Below are 14,876 nucleotides of genomic sequence, written 5' to 3'. Positions count from 1 at the left end.
ACACTATGAAAACCCTACAGTTTACCGCTACCGAAGTTAGCCTGCAGTTAGAGCAGGGTTATCATGTGTTAGCGTTTTATAATGACGATGAGTATCTATTTTTACAGCGCCTAGAGGAAATAGGCCACAAAGAAGATGATGGCGTGTATGTAGAGTATAAAGACCCCCTGCACGCAGGTTTTGATGTGGTCGGTCAGGTTAAGCTTAGCCCGCAGCAATTTATCTTGCGTTTAAAATCACCTTTATACAAGTTGGCAGAGGTGAATGAGTTTATAGTTGATATGACCATCACAGAGCAGGACTGCCAGCGCTATGGGGCGTTATTGCAAACCCTGTTTGCCGACCGTTTAGTGGATGTGCAGCTTAACACTTAGGCATTTATTTATCGGCATTGAGCCTGCGTATCAACCAACGCGAGCTAGGTGCCTGTACCAATAAGTTAAACAATACCACGCCAAAAACAATGGACTGTATAGTCCACCAATAGCTTAAGCTGGTGGGCAGTGTTAACACTAAGGCTATGGCCACCACGCCGCGTATATCCCCCCAAATTAATACCGGCTGCCAATGTTTTTCTATGTTGCGACTTAAGGGGCGGGTCATTAAGGTGCATAAAAAAATGGTGGCGCTACGGCTAAGAATGGCTGCGGCTATACCAATTAATATGGCCAGCCACTGATGGCTAAACATATCGGGGGTAATTACCAGCCCCATTAATACAAAGAGTACGCTGCTAAATAATAAGGCCAGCCAATGCCAGTTGCCGTCTGCCCCTAGTAAAAAACTATGTTCTTTTTCATTGAGGCAAATTCTGGCGACTATGGCCGTGCCCATTACTGCCATAATGCCCGATACTTCAAAAATGTTTTTCGCTAAATAAAAACTGCCCACCGCAACAAATAATAAAACAATACGGGTGGTGGAGTGGCTGGCCAGCAGCAGGGTGAGTATGGCTGCGACCAAACCCATAATGCCACCTAAAACCAGTCCACCCATAAACGTGCTAATAAAAAAGGTGGTGATGGATATATTGCTGCTGCCATCAGGGTGGGTGGCGATGGCAATAAGCAGTGAAAATAATACGATAGTGCTGGCATCACTAAACAGGCTTTCGCCTTTCATCACAGTGATTAAATCTTTAGAGGCTTGCTGCTGCTCTAATTTAGCTGTGGTAATAGTGGGGTCGGTGGTGGCTAAAATCACGCCACAAATTAAAGCGGCTATCCAAGGGAAGCCGCTGGGGTGATTAATGCCGTAGTAAATAAACACTGCGCCAAATAAAGTACTTAGCACTACCCCGACACTGGCAAGTATAAGTATGGGTTTAAGCCAGCGTTTTAAATCCCCCGGAGCTATATGCCAGGTGGCTTCAAAAATAAGCACGGGTAATAATAAATAAAAGACTAAATCTTGCAGGTTGTTGGCTCTAATGCCGGTATCTATGCCCCACTGCGGTACCAGCCAGCCTGCGGCAACCCCAACTAATAAGCAGCCTAAGCTGTTATCAATTTTTAAAATGCGGTTTAAAATCAAACCGCATATCGCCATGGCGACGATGAGTAAGATTTGGCCTACAACTATTTCTACGCCCATGATGATACCTTTGTTATTGGTTTATTCTTTGGAGCTGGCGATTAAATCCGAGCGTACTGTCGGGGTTGGAAATTGTTCTTCCATAGGTTCGGGTAGGCCATCGGCATTAATAATATGCGCGTGTTTACGGGTGAGGCCGCGGGCTTCTGTTACACCACAGGCGTGGGCGATGGTGCCCACTTCATACTGCAGCTGGGTGGCGTAATGATAGACACGTTCGGCTTTGTCCGTAGGGTCTAGGCCGCGCTGTAAATCTTTATTGTGAGTGGTGATACCGGTGGGGCAGGTGTTTTTATTGCACTGCAGGGCTTGTATGCAGCCCAATGCAAACATGAAACCGCGGGCGGAGGTCACAAAGTCTGCGCCCATGCAAATGGCCCAAGCCACTTCGCTGGGGTTAATTAATTTGCCGGAGACGATGACTTTTATACGCTCGCGTAAATTGTACTCTATGAGTTTATCCACCATTAAAGGCAGGCTGCGTTTAATTGGTAGGCCCACATAATCCATCAGGCTTTGTGGTGCTGCGCCGGTGCCGCCATCGGCGCTGTCTATGGTGATAAAGTCGGGGGCGTGTTCCGGGCCGCGCCTGTGTATGGCTTGCATTAAGTCGTCTATCCAATCACTGCTGCCTATGACTGCCTTAAAACCTACCGGTTTACCTGTAAGCTTACGTATGCGCACAATCATGTCTAATAAATCATCTATGCTGCGTATTTCTCTGTGGCCATTGGGGCTAATAGAATCTTGGCCCTGGGGTATATGCCTAACCTCGGCTATCTCTTTGGTGACTTTTTCTTTGGGTAATATACCGCCCTTGCCAGGCTTGGCGCCTTGGCTCATTTTTATTTCAAACATTTTGACTTGGTCCAACTCAGCTATGCGCAGTAGTTTTTCTTCGTCCAAGGTTTGGTCGGGCTTGCCTACGCCGTATTTGGCGGTGCCTATTTGAAACACTAAATCGCAGCCGCCTTGCAAGTGATAGGGTGATACCGAGCCTTCGCCGGTATTCATCCATATGCCGGCTTTTTTCGCCCCATTGGATAGGGCGGTAACCGCGGGTATAGAAATAGCGCCAAAGCTCATACCGGAAATATGGAAAATAGAGCTGGTGGTATAAGGCAGGCGGGCATAACCTTGGCCTATAGTCACTGCACTGGTGGGGCTGGCATCTTCGGTTAAGGTGGGGAACAGACAGTTTAAAAAGATAATATCCCCAGCCTGATTAAGTGGCCGGGTAGAGCCAAAGGCAATGGTGGAGTCTACTTTTTTAGCGGCTCTATAAACCCAGGCGCGTTGGGCGCGGTTAAAGGGCAGCTCATCCCTATCCTGGGCAAAAAAGTATTGCCGAAAAAATTCACCCATATGCTCAAACAAATAACGAAAACGGCCTATCACCGGGTAGTTGCGCCGTATAGCCTGTTTGGTTTGGGTGATATCCGAGAGGTACATATACACCACAATTAGAGCGGCAATAATCACCACTAGCACAAATAGCAATTGGCTGAATTCTAAAAAGTCGCTGACAAATTGGTATAGCACGGGAAACTGGGTGTTGGCGGTACTCATATGCGCATTAATGCCTTGTTTTCATTGTTGTGGTTATTATGCTTAGAGTATAGGGGCTATAGGGGGGTTGTCGATGTACCGGCAACACTTTAAGCTGTTGAAATTCGATAATGACATAACATTTTGCAGCCACACTATGCCCCAAGAAACTTTTTATTGGCACGACTACGAAACCTTTGGTGCCAACCCCTCGCTGGATAGGCCCTCGCAGTTTGCCGGTATACGCACCGATGCTGACTTTAATATTATTGGTGAGCCCTTGGTGATTTACTGCCAGCCCGCCGGTGATATGTTACCTCAGCCGCAGGCCTGTTTAATCACTGGCATTACGCCGCAAGAGGCCAAGGCCAAGGGTTTACCCGAAGCGGAGTTTATAGGCCTAATCCATGAGCAAATGTCGCAGCCCGGTACCTGCTCGGTGGGCTATAACAGCATACGCTTTGATGATGAGGTGACGCGCTACACCCTGTATCGCAATTTTTACGACGCCTATGAGCGGGAATGGAAAAACGGCAACTCGCGCTGGGATTTAATCGATATGGTGCGGGTGTGTAGAGCGCTGCGCCCCGAAGGTATAGTGTGGCCCGACCACGAGGACGGCACGCCCAGTTTTAAACTAGAACATATTACCGCCGCCAACGGCATTAGCCATGAAGCCGCGCACGATGCCCTGTCGGATGTGCATGCGACTATAGCCTTGGCGAAATTAATTAAAAGCAAGCAGCCTAAACTTTTTGATTATGTATTGAGCCTGCGCAATAAGCGCACTGTGGCCGCCATGTTAGATGTGGCGGCGCAAACACCGGTGTTGCATACCTCGGCGATGTTCCCCGCCAGTCGTTATTGCACCAGCTTAGTAATGCCCTTGGCGGCTCACCCCAGTAACAAAAATGCGGTGGTGGCCTATGATTTAAGTGTAGACCCCGCCCCGCTGCTGGCTCTAAGTGCTGAGCAGATACGTGAAAAACTCTATACCCCCAGTGCCGAGCTGGCCGAAGGCGAAGAGCGCATAGCCTTAAAAAATATCCATATCAACCGCTGCCCCATAGTGGCTACCAGCAAATTACTGGATGATAATTTAGCTGCTCGTATACAGTTAGATTTACCGCGGGCGCGCCAGCATTATCAGCAGCTAAAAAATGCAGCTGGTCTTAGCGAAAAAGTTGCCCAGGTATTTGCTGCAGATTTGCAGCGGCCAGAAAAAACTGATCCCGACACCATGCTCTACAGCGGCGGTTTTTTTAGCCAGCAAGACAAAAGCACCATGGCGCAAGTGCGTGCCGCCAGCCCCGAGCAATTACAGCAGCAGGCTTTTACCTTTGAAGATAGCCGCTTAGCGGAAATGTTATTTCGCTATAGGGCACGCAATTATCCAGCTAGTTTAAGTCCCGATGAGTTTGAACAGTGGCAGGAGTTTCGCTTTCAGCGCCTAACCGATCCCGAGGCGGGAGCCAGCATAGTCATGGACGATTTTATGCTAGAGGTTGAAACCTTACTGGCCGATGAAAACACCAGTGATGCCCAACGCGTAATACTGGAGCGTCTGCTGGAATACAGCGACGAGCTGCTGGCCTAATGGCCAAATCGCAGTGGTGGGTGTATATGATCAAAACCCAATCGGGCAAGTTGTACACTGGGATTAGCACTGATGTGGCGCGCCGTTTTAAAGAGCACAGAGGGGAGTTGGGCGCTAATAAGGGCGCAAAGTTTTTTCGCAGTGATGCGGCGCTTAAGGTGGTTTATCAAGAAGCTTGTGTGGATCGCAGTACCGCGAGTAAGCGTGAGGCCGAGATAAAAAAAATGCAGCGTTATCAAAAGTTGCAACTAGTCGATAGTTCAGGTCTGATTAATGCTTAGCGACAAGTCATTACTTGAATGCTAGAGCAAAAAAACGGCCCCTACTGATTGCAGTAGGGGCCGTTTTAATTTAAACGTCTAGAATAAAAGGGCGGTTTCCTTAGTGTTTAGGCGGCGCGCTTATTTCTGCGCACAAAACCTAAACCAGCAAGACCTAAGCTTAATAGGGCTATAGTACCGGGCTCAGAAACACTGTAACCGCTGGTGGTAAATGAGCCGTTGTTGTTGCTCCAGGGTGCGTAAGCTGCGCCATTAGAATATACGTTAATAGAGAAAGCGGTATTAGCCATCACACCAAACGTAGAAACCAAATCGCTCCAAGAAACGGTAGCCTCTATCGCTGAGTAAATAGTGCTGTTACTCCATTGTACACTGTCGTCTGCTGCTGCGACTTTAGCTTCCCATGCGGCGTTGCCGATGCTGTAAACACTGTCGTAGGCTAGCGCGATACCGTTAATTAGAAAACCGGCATTCTCGCTGTTAGTGGCTGTGTGATACGAGCCGCCTGCAAATGTGTAGGTAGAGTCGCCGTTGTCTTCCATAGTTACTTCTACTATGTGTGAGTGAGCGGCTGAGGTTAAGGCTAAAGCGGCAACAAGGCCGGCAGTTTTTTTGATTTTATTTAGCATGGTCCAATATCCCTAATTGAGAAGTTAATAATTACATTGTGTTGAATGCAATTACTGCGCCTTTTTTGTATGTATTTGTTTTTAAAAGGGTTTTTAGTGTTTTTTCTTGAGTTGAATCATTTGGGCGTAAAATAAATCGACAATTTATAATTGGGGGGGGACGGCTCAATTGGGGGAATTAGCGGCAGTGTTTATTGTAATTATCCTGCAAGGCTTGGGTGTATTGTTTACGCTGCTCGCCGGTCCAGGCAGTCACCGTGCCGTCGGGGTTTTGGGTGCGCCACATACTGACCCTATTGTCGATATGTTGTTTGGCTTTGAGGTTGTCACAATAACGTTTTCTTTTTTTTGCTTTCTCTTTGGTCTCTGCCTGTTGTTGCTGCTGGTAAGCACGCTGGCGTTGTCGCGCTAGCTCATTCTTTTTTATCGCCTGCCTATAACTTTCTAACTCTGGGTCTATGCTGCTTTGCCCAGTGGGGAAGTGTTTCTCTTCTACGTTTTGTTGCGCGGGTTTGCTATCGGAATAGTGTACATTGCCCTGCTCATCTACCCATTTATAAACCTGTGCGTAGCTATTAACAGCAAGCAAAAAAATAAGGGGGGAAAATTTAACCAAGGCGGGGAGGAGTTTCATAGCGTGGCTGGCATCCTTGCAAGTTTTGGCTTTTGTAGTAGCGCTTTTGCAGCGCATTAACCCCATGCTACAGGCTAATGCGCGCGTTGGTAAAGTGCTATTTAAGCAAAGTTTTTCGCTAAATATTTGGTGATATCTTCTTCGATTTTACCGGCCATCATAGACAGCATCATGTTGAGCTCTATGGTGATAGCTATATTGTTATCGCTGACATCTATGCTGCCGGTAACACCGGGGGCGCTGATATCGGCTTGGCTGTCGCTGTTCCAGTTAGCGGTTACGCCATAGCGTTGTTTGATCTCGCCGGTTAGGCTTTCGATTTTGGTTTTTAAGGTGTCGGCATCGAGTTGGTGGGGGTGGTTGATAGTCACTGTGCTCATGTTGTAATCCTTGGGTTGTGAATAACACTAACTAAATAGCGGTAAAGCTCAGATTATAGCTGTTGCTGACTAATTCTGATTGGTAAATCCTACACTGTGGGTAAGCCTTTGCTACCAATTTTTGCAAATGCTTTTTATCGCTGCTGTCTATGTTTATACCTAGGTAAATGTTAGTCAAAGATTGAGGCTGGAAGGGTTTGGCCTTGTACCACAGTTGATCATCGCTGTCGGCTGTAGTCGCCTCGCTGTCAAAGCAGCGCAGCTCTTGCTCGTCCTCATCAAACCAAGGTTTGTGTAGCAATAGCTGGTGTAGTTGCTCGGGCTGGGGGGCAGCACGCCTACCAAAGGCGATATCAACTTGCTGCTGCAAGCTGGTGGCTGCGATGGGGCGCTGGCCATAATTAACCGCGTGATAGGGGCTAAGGCTGGGTTCTTGGTTATCAAATTGCAGCACTATACCCTGATGGTTATCGGCGTAGCGCTGCCAATTTTTGGCGTTATCGGGGCTGCTGGCAAAACAGCATATGCGTATATTTTGGGCAAATGCACGCCACTGCTGTAAGTACTCATTAACGGTAGCCTGATGCTGCTGCGCCATGGGTAATAGCAATTGTTTTAAGACTGGCTCGGCCTCTTGCTCAGAAATAAAGCGGCTATCGTGTTGCCAGCGGGTAATGGTACTCACCAGCTTATTATTGCCGGTGGCCTCGGCTTCACCAAATAGTACTGCTAAGGCCTCTTGGCATAGGCCTTGTAGTAGTTGCTGAGCGGTAAAGTCAGTATCACTTAAATAGTTGAGCTCGTAGGGGTTGTTGTAGAGGTGGGGGGCGCTCCAGCGCAGTGATTGGCTGTTAATAATTTTCAGTGCTGTGACTATGTCGCAGTATTTATAAAGTGCTGAGGCCGAAGGTTGTGGTTTGCTCACATGGTTTCCTGTGCTTATTTATTTTGGCTTGCTGAACACTATAGCTAAAATATGGCCAAAAACTAAGGTGCTGTACCGCCCTAAAACCGCTAGAATGCAGCAGCAAAATATCATTTAAAGCCAGCCGCTAAATCAGCCACAAGCTCTTAGTGTGCGCGGGCTAACTACCAGCGAGGAGCTTACGTTGAAATTTCCCGGCAGTCATATTATTTCCATAGAGCCCTTCGAACGTGCCGACATAGAGCGGGTGTTTACCGTAGCCGATAAAATGCGCCCCTATGCCCATCGCCAGCGCATGACCAAGGTATTGGACGGCGCAATTTTAGGCAGTATGTTTTTTGAGCCCAGCACCCGTACCCGGGTTAGCTTTGGCAGTGCCTTTAACCTATTGGGGGGTGAGGTACGTGAAACCATAGGCTTTGCTTCATCGGCCATAGCCAAGGGCGAGTCCTTGTATGACACCGCTAGGGTGTTAAGCGGCTATAGCGATGTGATTACCATGCGCCACCCCGATGTAGGCTCGGTAGCCGAATTTGCCGAAGCCAGCCGGGTGCCGGTGATTAACGGCGGTGATGGTGCCAACGAGCACCCCACCCAAGCTTTATTAGACCTCTATACCATACGCAAAGAGCTGCAAGACAATGGCCGCAACGATATAGATGGTTTGCGCATCGCCCTAATAGGCGACTTAAAGCACGGCCGTACCGTGCACTCGCTGTGTAAATTATTATGCCTGTACCGCAATGTTACAGTGACGCTAATTTCACCGCAGGAACTGGCTATGCCGGGCGAGATAGTCGAAAAAATGCGCAGTGCTGGCCTCACCGTACATGAGTCCGATGTGATGGAAGACAGCATAGGCCATGTCGATATCGCCTACTCCACCCGCATTCAGGAAGAGCGCTTTGCCAGTAAAGAAGAGGCTGATTTATACCGCGGCCGCTATCGCTTAAATCAGGCTATTTATACCCGCTTCTGTGAACCCAACACCGTCATTATGCATCCCCTGCCGCGCGACTCCCGCGCCGATGCCAACGAGTTGGATAATGACTTAAACAACAACCCCAACCTCGCCATATTCAGGCAAACCGATAACGGCGTGTTAGTGCGTATGGCGCTGTTTGCCTTGGTATTGGATGTGGTGGACTTGGTGGATAAAGAGTCGCGCGCAGTACACTGGTATACCGAGCGCCGATTTTAATGGCTGAGCAAACACCGCAATTTGGCGCTGAGGACGTAGAGTTAATCGACCATAGCAGCGTTTATAAAGGCTTTTTTGAAGTGCGCAGCCTTACCCTTAAGCATCGCTTATACGAAGGGGGCTGGAGCCAGGCCATTAAGCGCGAACTGTTTGTACGCCACGATGCGGTAGGGGTATTACTCTACGATCCGGCTTTAGATGCGGTTGCTTTAGTCGAGCAGTTTCGAGTAGGCGCATATGGTCATCAAGGCTCGGGGCCCAAGAGTGCTTCGCCATGGTTGCTGGAGTTAGTGGCGGGCTTAATTGATAAAGACGAGTCGCCAGAGCTGGTCGCCCAGCGCGAAGCCGAGGAAGAGGCTGGGGCGCTGATTAGCGATATGCTGCCCATATACCAGTATTTTTCCAGCCCCGGTGGCAGCTGCGAGTTTTTTCATTTGTATTGCGGCCGCAGTGATTTGTCGGCGGTGGGCGGCATACACGGCTTAGCCGATGAGGCGGAAGACATACGAGTGCAGGTGATACCTGTGGCACAGGCCTGGCAAAAATTACAGCGCGGCGACATTAATAATGCCCATAGCATCATCGCCCTGCAGTGGTTAATGATGAATAAAACCCAAGTACAGGAACAGTGGCGGTGATACGGGCTTTTATTGCCTTATCCATTTCTGAAACTCTGGAGCGTCAGCTCAGCCTGCACGCCCAAAGCCTAGCGCTGCAACTTAACCGCGAGGCGCTGCGCTGGGTGCCAGCCGAAAACTATCATATTACCCTAGCATTTTTGGGGGATATACACAGCCAACAGTTGCCTAAGTTGGAAAGTATTATGGCCAGCGTGGTCAGCCAGTATCAGCCCGAAAGCCTTAGCATTGACGATATTCAGTGGTTCCCCTCATTACACAAACCGCGCCTGCTGGTTGCCACTGTGGCAGCCAATAGCCAATTGCAAAAATTACAGCAGACCTTGGTTAATCAATTAAGACAACATGGTTTTAGCGTGGATAGCCGCCGTTTTCGCCCGCATATATCTTTGGCCAGAGCCGGACGGCAACAGCAGGCTAAAAAGTTTCAATGTGTATTGGGGAAACTGAATACCGAGATGGATGAAGTGGTATTGTTTGAAAGTAAACTAAACAGCAGTGGTGCCCGTTACCACGCTTTAGCCGCTGTTTTATTGCAGCCTTAAGTTTGCGTTAAGGGAACTGAGGCATAATATGGGTGTTATAGGTCTTATTAAATTAATCATTAGAGAGTTGCCGTGAATTCAAAAACCGCCCCCCAGTCTTATAATATGGCCTTGCGATACCTGCATTGGATAATGTTTTTATTATTAGTGGCCGTTTATGCCAGTATAGAAATGCGGGTGTTTTTTGAGAAGGGCACCGACTTGCGCAATGCCTTTAAGGCCTGGCACTTTATGTTGGGCTTGAGTGTGTTTGCGGCGGTATGGCTGCGTTTAGTATTGCGTTTTAATCAACGCTACCCCGCGGTGCAACCGGCTTTACCCGCTTGGCAAAAAGCGATGTCCTACCTCACCCATGTTTTGCTTTATGTGTTGATGCTAGCCATGCCTTTAAGCGGTTGGTTGATTTTAAGTGGCGAGGCCAAGGCCATACCCTTTGGCTTGCCCGCGTTGATGGCCGAAAATAAAGACCTGGCTCACCAGCTGGAAGAATGGCATGAGCTGGCCGGTAAGGTCGGTTATTTTTTAATAGGCCTGCATGTATTAGCGGCGGCCTATCATCAGTTTATACGCAAAGATAATGTGTTTAAGCGTATGTGGATTAAATAAGGGGGGTTAAGGTTGCAGCACAAGTTGGCCGTTGAGCATTACCAGTTTCACCTGTTCCAATTGCTGCATATTGTCTAAGGGGTTACCGGCTACGGCGACTATGTCGGCTAGTTTACCTTGCTCTAAGCTGCCCACGGTATCCTCCCAGCCTAATAGCTCGGCCCCTACGCGGGTGCCCGCTTGTATGGCTGCCATGGGGCTGAGGCCCGCCTCTACCAGTGCGGCCATTTCCCGCACATAAACATGGGCGGGGTATTTTTTATCGCCCAAATCCACACCTACAGCGATTTTAACGCCGGCCTTATGGGCCTTGCCTATCATTTTTAAAAAGATGGCGCGGTAGTTATCGTAATATTCATCATTAACCGCTTGGGCTTTAAGGGTTTTTTCCTCTTCGTAAAAATAATCCCCCACATAAATCGTTGGCACAAAAAAAGTGCCATGCTTTTTCATTAATGTTATGGCTTCGTCGTCCAAATAGGTGCCGTGCTCTATGGAGCGTGCACCGGCTTTTATGGCTTGCTTTATGCCCTCAGTGGCGTGAGCATGAGCGGCTACCGGCAAGCCTTGGCGATTGGCTTCGGCCATGAGGGCGGCGATTTCTTCGGGGCTAAAGTGTACGTTTTTGGGATTATTGCCCGCGGCGTGAAAGGCGCCGGTGACTAACACCTTAATCCAGTCGGCACCGTATTTGGCCTCCTGCCTTATGGCTTTGCGTATCTCCTCGGGGCCATCGACGATTAAACCATCGGGGATAATTGCCTGTTCGTGGGAGTAATAATTAACATCGCCACCGCCGCCGGTAATGGATAAATAGTGTGGGGCCACCGATAAGCGCGGCCCTACAAACAGGCCTTGGTTAATAGCATGCTTTAAATCTACCGGGCCATAGGCGGTGTCGGCATCGCCCATAATACGCATAGAGGTCCAGCCTGCGGTTAACAGTTTTTGCACCGAGGCCAGCGCGCGCAGGCTTTTATAAGCCGAGCTGTGTTGCAGGGCGGTGGCTTGGTAATCCTCGCCGTGGATAAAGGGGTGGGTGTGGCTATCGATAAAGCCCGGCAGCAGGGTGGCATCGCCCAGGTCTATAACCGTGGCATGTTCGGGGATAATATCGCGCTGGCCTATGGCGGTGATTTTATCGTTTTCAACCACCACGGTAGTGGCTGGCAAGGGTTTAGCACTAACGCCATCTATGATTCTGGCGGCCACCAAGGCTATGCTGTCGGCCCCTGCATAGCTGCTTAATAAGCAGCTAAAACAGATGCTTAGGATTTTTGGGCGGCAGTTACTGATGATAGGCATAAAGCGTGACCTTAAAATTTATCGTTATTAAGTCTGTGTTACTCAAACTATAGCGGCTGATTCAAGTGTAGCCAGGCAAACATAATGCTGAATATAATAGGCCGACTATAAATAAAAGACGTATTCATATGGCCACCCCCCCATCTATTCAGCCCTTATTAGCACAAATAAATAAAGGTATGTTTCGCGAAGCGGCAGCGAATCTACAGCAGTTGCTAACACAATTTCCCCAGCAGGCCAGTTTTTGGCATTTGTATAGTGTGGTGGCGATTAAGCTGCATCAGGCGGCTAAAGCCATAGAGTTTGCTCAGCAGGCTTTGCATTACAGCCCCAATAACATTGCCTACCGTGTGCAATTAGCCGCAGCATTACAGCAGAATGTGCAAATTACCGAGGCCTTGGCGGAGGCCGCGGCCATAGAAAATGATCCTAAACTGCAAACTGAAGCCGACCCTGCGGTGTGGGATGCACTGGCGACGGTGTACACCCATTGCGGTAATCTGGAGCGGGCTCAGTACTGGTATGAACAGGCCGTAGCGGCAGCGCCTGACTCCTTACATTTTCAATTTAATTTGGCTACAGCTTATCGCGGCAATGGCCAGTTTGATAAGGCCGAGGCTATTTATGATGCCGTGATTGCTAAAAATCCGCAGGATTACGAGGCCTATGCCAACCGCTCGCAATTACGCAAACAAACGCCGGACGCTAATCACATTAGCGAAATGGCAGGCCTGCTGGCGCAGGGTATTGCCGAATGGCGCGAAGAGAGCCGTATCTGTTATGCCTTGGCCAAAGAGTGTGAAGATGTAGCGCGCTATGAGCAGTCCTTTAGTTATTTAAAACGCGGTGCTGATTTACGCCGCCAACATATGAGCTATCAGGTAAGCAGTGATGTGGAGGCGATGGATAAAATCATTGCCACGTTTAGCGCCGAGCTAGTGCAACAAACCAGAGCCAGCTGTGATTCTGCAGAACCTATTTTTATTATTGGCCTACCGCGTACCGGCACCACTTTGGCCGAGCGCATAGTCGACAGCCACAGCGAGGTGCGCTCTGCCGGTGAGCTGCAAAACTTTGCTTCGCAAATGATTAAGCAGGTGATGGCGCAGTTTCCCGGCCAGCAGTTAAGTAAATTAGCGCTAATCGAAAAATCTACCGAGCTGGACTTTGCCGCATTGGGGCAATCTTATATAGACAGCACTAGGCCTATGACCGGCCAGCATGCGCATTTTATCGATAAACTGCCGTTAAATTATTTATACCTGGGGTTGATTAAAATGGCCTTGCCCAATGCGAAAATTATCCATTTAACCCGCCACCCTATGGACGCCTGTTACGCCATTTATAAAACCCTATTTGCCCAAGCTTACCCTTTTTCTTATGACTTAAATGATTTGGGGGATTATTACTTAGCTTATCATCGCCTGATGCAGCATTGGCATAAAGTATTTCCCGGCCAGATTTATGATTTGAGTTATGAAGACTTAGTGCATAACCCCGAACAACAAAGCAAAGCTTTAATTGATTACTGTGGCCTGCAATGGCAGCCACAGTGTTTGAATTTCCATCACAACCCCAGTGCCAGCATGACTGCCAGTGCGGCGCAGGTGCGTCAGCCTATACATACCGGCTCGGTACAAAAATGGCGGCACTATGAAGCGCAGTTACAACCCTTACTGGATAAGCTAGCTAGGGTATTGCCGTCCGCTGATGTATAGCTAAATAAAGCAGTAGATCTAGTTATTGTTTTGTAGCTTGATTTGCTGGTCTAAAACCCGTAATTGTTTTTGATAACTGCGCAGGGACTTTTTATCCTGGCTGTTGGCTATAGCTAGTAGCAAGGCTGTGCGGCTTTGGTTTAATTGTTGTAGCTGTTGGTAAATTAAACTTTGTTGATAATAAAACCCTGCTTCATCCGCTTTTAAGCCTATGGCTTTTTTTATAGATCTAAGCGCCAGCGAGTAATTTTTATCGCTAATGGCTAGCAGGCTTAGATTGTAATGGTGATAGGGGTTTCTGGCGCGATAGGTTTTAATTTTATTAAGATAATACTGAGTTTTAACGCTGTTGTTTTGTTGCTGATAGAGCACGGCTAAGTTGTTTAGTGCGGGGTAGGCTTGTGGGTCTAGGGCTAGCGCATTGTGTAGGCTGAGCTCTGCAGCCTGCAACTGCTGGTTTTTTCTAAATAGTGCACCTACATTGCTCCACAGTAATGACAGCTGCGGGTCTAGGCTTATGGCTTTAGCTAAATAGCGATAACTGGCCAGATAGTTATTATCAAACATGGCGTCTATCGCCAGATTGTTATAGTGCAGGGCATCGGCACTGTTGTCGCTAATCATCTGCCCTCGTTTAATTAAATGCTGTTGCTCAGGCACTGTGTCGGCGGTAAAGCTGTTGTTGCTGTTTAGTTTCACCACAACATTAAGATGTATAAACAGGGATATTTTTTTATCTCTTAGTACTAGGGTGGGGTCGCTTTCTATTAATTGGTATTGCGCTTTTAAGCCTAGCTGCCGGGCTAAACTAATATACAAATGGCTGTAGGCTATGCAATTACCTTGCGCCTTAGCATAGGCTTGCTGGGCGCTGTAGGTTTTATCTTCGGCGTATTCAAAATTAAGAAAGGCGGGGCTGTGGATGAGGTTGCGCAGCTGTATGGCTGTTTGCCGTTGGGGCATATGGTCGAATAAGTATTTTTTAAAATAAGCGAGGGCTTCAGGTGACAGTGTGCGAAAGCTGCTATCTGTTATGTGTTGGCTAGCTTGCTGCGCACTGATGGGGCCATTAATGCTGGCAAAGTCAGGTAGTGGTTTGATGTTGAAGTCTTGCAGTCTGGCACAGCTACTCAGTAATAGGCTTAGTAATATGGCTAGCAGTAATCCCCGTAGTTTCATAATCATGTTACTGGTAGTAGTGTCTACTTAGTATACAAACTGTGCGCTGCTCTTCCAGGCGGGCAGGCAAATGTTGCCAGCTTTGTTTGTACTCTAT

Annotated in this window: 16 protein-coding genes; 8 read left to right on the top strand and 8 right to left on the bottom strand. The window is 48.3% G+C overall.

The features are described 5' to 3' along the window. Nucleotides 1–5 precede the first annotated feature (5 nt). Complete coding sequence (locus tag NO559_RS12650; protein WP_258332214.1) at nt 6–374, top strand: hypothetical protein; 369 nt, start codon at nt 6–8, stop codon at nt 372–374. A 4-nt stretch (nt 375–378) separates the two neighbouring features. Here the strand turns inward: NO559_RS12650 and NO559_RS12645 are convergent, their stop codons facing one another. After that, nucleotides 379–1,593, bottom strand: coding sequence for a sodium:proton antiporter (locus tag NO559_RS12645; protein ID WP_258332213.1), 1,215 nt, complete (start codon nt 1,591–1,593; stop codon nt 379–381). A gap of 21 nt (nt 1,594–1,614) precedes the next feature. Beyond that, on the bottom strand, nt 1,615–3,162 hold the full coding sequence (locus NO559_RS12640; protein WP_258332212.1) for an FMN-binding glutamate synthase family protein: 1,548 nt from the start codon (nt 3,160–3,162) through the stop codon (nt 1,615–1,617). A 136-nt stretch (nt 3,163–3,298) separates the two neighbouring features. On the opposite strand from NO559_RS12640, the gene sbcB reads away from it, so the two are divergent. Together sbcB and NO559_RS12630 are read left to right on the top strand one after the other, a co-directional pair. Continuing rightward, nucleotides 3,299–4,738 (top strand): exodeoxyribonuclease I, encoded by a 1,440-nt coding sequence (gene sbcB / locus NO559_RS12635; protein WP_258332211.1) that lies wholly within the window; start codon nt 3,299–3,301, stop codon nt 4,736–4,738. Beyond that, nucleotides 4,738–5,019 (top strand): GIY-YIG nuclease family protein, encoded by a 282-nt coding sequence (locus NO559_RS12630; protein ID WP_258332210.1) that lies wholly within the window; start codon nt 4,738–4,740, stop codon nt 5,017–5,019. The genes sbcB and NO559_RS12630 overlap by 1 nt, the downstream gene beginning before the upstream one ends. Nucleotides 5,020–5,126: 107 nt before the next feature. Here the strand turns inward: NO559_RS12630 and NO559_RS12625 are convergent, their stop codons facing one another. The 4 genes from NO559_RS12625 to NO559_RS12610 form a co-directional block, all read right to left on the bottom strand. Beyond that, nucleotides 5,127–5,648, bottom strand: a complete 522-nt coding sequence (locus NO559_RS12625) for a PEP-CTERM sorting domain-containing protein (protein ID WP_258332209.1) — start codon at nt 5,646–5,648, stop codon at nt 5,127–5,129. Nucleotides 5,649–5,826: 178 nt separating this feature from the next. Further along, the gene (locus tag NO559_RS12620; RefSeq protein ID WP_258332208.1) at nt 5,827–6,282 is read right to left on the bottom strand and encodes a DUF4124 domain-containing protein; all 456 of its coding nucleotides are present in this window, start codon (nt 6,280–6,282) and stop codon (nt 5,827–5,829) included. 101 nt (nt 6,283–6,383) lie between these two features. Next, complete coding sequence (locus NO559_RS12615) at nt 6,384–6,662, bottom strand: polyhydroxyalkanoic acid system family protein (RefSeq protein WP_258332207.1); 279 nt, start codon at nt 6,660–6,662, stop codon at nt 6,384–6,386. Between the two features lie 31 nt (nt 6,663–6,693). Continuing rightward, nucleotides 6,694–7,587 (bottom strand): hypothetical protein, encoded by an 894-nt coding sequence (locus NO559_RS12610; RefSeq protein ID WP_258332206.1) that lies wholly within the window; start codon nt 7,585–7,587, stop codon nt 6,694–6,696. Nucleotides 7,588–7,771: 184 nt separating this feature from the next. Between NO559_RS12610 and NO559_RS12605 the strand changes: the two genes are divergently transcribed. From NO559_RS12605 to NO559_RS12590, 4 genes are all read left to right on the top strand, one after another. Next, on the top strand, nt 7,772–8,788 hold the full coding sequence (locus tag NO559_RS12605; RefSeq protein WP_258332205.1) for an aspartate carbamoyltransferase: 1,017 nt from the start codon (nt 7,772–7,774) through the stop codon (nt 8,786–8,788). Continuing rightward, nucleotides 8,788–9,426 (top strand): NUDIX domain-containing protein, encoded by a 639-nt coding sequence (locus NO559_RS12600; RefSeq protein WP_258332204.1) that lies wholly within the window; start codon nt 8,788–8,790, stop codon nt 9,424–9,426. The genes NO559_RS12605 and NO559_RS12600 overlap by 1 nt, the downstream gene beginning before the upstream one ends. Then, nucleotides 9,423–9,971 (top strand): RNA 2',3'-cyclic phosphodiesterase, encoded by a 549-nt coding sequence (gene thpR / locus NO559_RS12595; RefSeq protein WP_258332203.1) that lies wholly within the window; start codon nt 9,423–9,425, stop codon nt 9,969–9,971. The genes NO559_RS12600 and thpR overlap by 4 nt, the downstream gene beginning before the upstream one ends. A gap of 72 nt (nt 9,972–10,043) precedes the next feature. After that, the gene (locus NO559_RS12590) at nt 10,044–10,577 is read left to right on the top strand and encodes a cytochrome b (protein WP_258332202.1); all 534 of its coding nucleotides are present in this window, start codon (nt 10,044–10,046) and stop codon (nt 10,575–10,577) included. 6 nt (nt 10,578–10,583) lie between these two features. Here NO559_RS12590 and NO559_RS12585 read toward each other — a convergent pair whose 3' ends face one another. Continuing rightward, nucleotides 10,584–11,882, bottom strand: coding sequence for an amidohydrolase family protein (locus NO559_RS12585; RefSeq protein ID WP_258332201.1), 1,299 nt, complete (start codon nt 11,880–11,882; stop codon nt 10,584–10,586). 128 nt (nt 11,883–12,010) lie between these two features. Between NO559_RS12585 and NO559_RS12580 the strand changes: the two genes are divergently transcribed. Then, nucleotides 12,011–13,600: a tetratricopeptide repeat-containing sulfotransferase family protein gene (locus NO559_RS12580; protein ID WP_258332200.1), complete on the top strand. Its 1,590-nt coding sequence runs from the start codon at nt 12,011–12,013 to the stop codon at nt 13,598–13,600. An 18-nt stretch (nt 13,601–13,618) separates the two neighbouring features. Here the strand turns inward: NO559_RS12580 and NO559_RS12575 are convergent, their stop codons facing one another. After that, the gene (locus NO559_RS12575) at nt 13,619–14,779 is read right to left on the bottom strand and encodes a transglutaminase domain-containing protein (protein WP_258332199.1); all 1,161 of its coding nucleotides are present in this window, start codon (nt 14,777–14,779) and stop codon (nt 13,619–13,621) included. Nucleotides 14,780–14,876: the final 97 nt, after the last annotated feature.

The sequence above is a fragment of the Dasania sp. GY-MA-18 genome, assembly GCF_024734385.1.
GTDB lineage: Bacteria > Pseudomonadota > Gammaproteobacteria > Pseudomonadales > Dasaniaceae > Dasania > Dasania phycosphaerae.
The sequence above is the reverse complement of the archived record's forward strand: the minus strand, read 5'-3'. Positions and strand labels throughout refer to the sequence as shown.

Bases quoted from the DNA above. Each gene is read 5' to 3' on its own strand.
- NO559_RS12650 (WP_258332214.1), top strand. From the start codon at position 6: ATGAAAACCCTACAGTTTACCGCTACCGAAGTTAGCCTGCAGTTAGAG.
- NO559_RS12645 (WP_258332213.1), bottom strand. From the start codon at position 1,593: ATGGGCGTAGAAATAGTTGTAGGCCAAATCTTACTCATCGTCGCCATG.
- NO559_RS12640 (WP_258332212.1), bottom strand. From the start codon at position 3,162: ATGAGTACCGCCAACACCCAGTTTCCCGTGCTATACCAATTTGTCAGC.
- sbcB (WP_258332211.1), top strand. From the start codon at position 3,299: ATGCCCCAAGAAACTTTTTATTGGCACGACTACGAAACCTTTGGTGCC.
- NO559_RS12630 (WP_258332210.1), top strand. From the start codon at position 4,738: ATGGCCAAATCGCAGTGGTGGGTGTATATGATCAAAACCCAATCGGGC.
- NO559_RS12625 (WP_258332209.1), bottom strand. From the start codon at position 5,648: ATGCTAAATAAAATCAAAAAAACTGCCGGCCTTGTTGCCGCTTTAGCC.
- NO559_RS12620 (WP_258332208.1), bottom strand. From the start codon at position 6,282: ATGAAACTCCTCCCCGCCTTGGTTAAATTTTCCCCCCTTATTTTTTTG.
- NO559_RS12615 (WP_258332207.1), bottom strand. From the start codon at position 6,662: ATGAGCACAGTGACTATCAACCACCCCCACCAACTCGATGCCGACACC.
- NO559_RS12600 (WP_258332204.1), top strand. From the start codon at position 8,788: ATGGCTGAGCAAACACCGCAATTTGGCGCTGAGGACGTAGAGTTAATC.
- NO559_RS12585 (WP_258332201.1), bottom strand. From the start codon at position 11,882: ATGCCTATCATCAGTAACTGCCGCCCAAAAATCCTAAGCATCTGTTTT.
- NO559_RS12580 (WP_258332200.1), top strand. From the start codon at position 12,011: ATGGCCACCCCCCCATCTATTCAGCCCTTATTAGCACAAATAAATAAA.
- NO559_RS12575 (WP_258332199.1), bottom strand. From the start codon at position 14,779: ATGAAACTACGGGGATTACTGCTAGCCATATTACTAAGCCTATTACTG.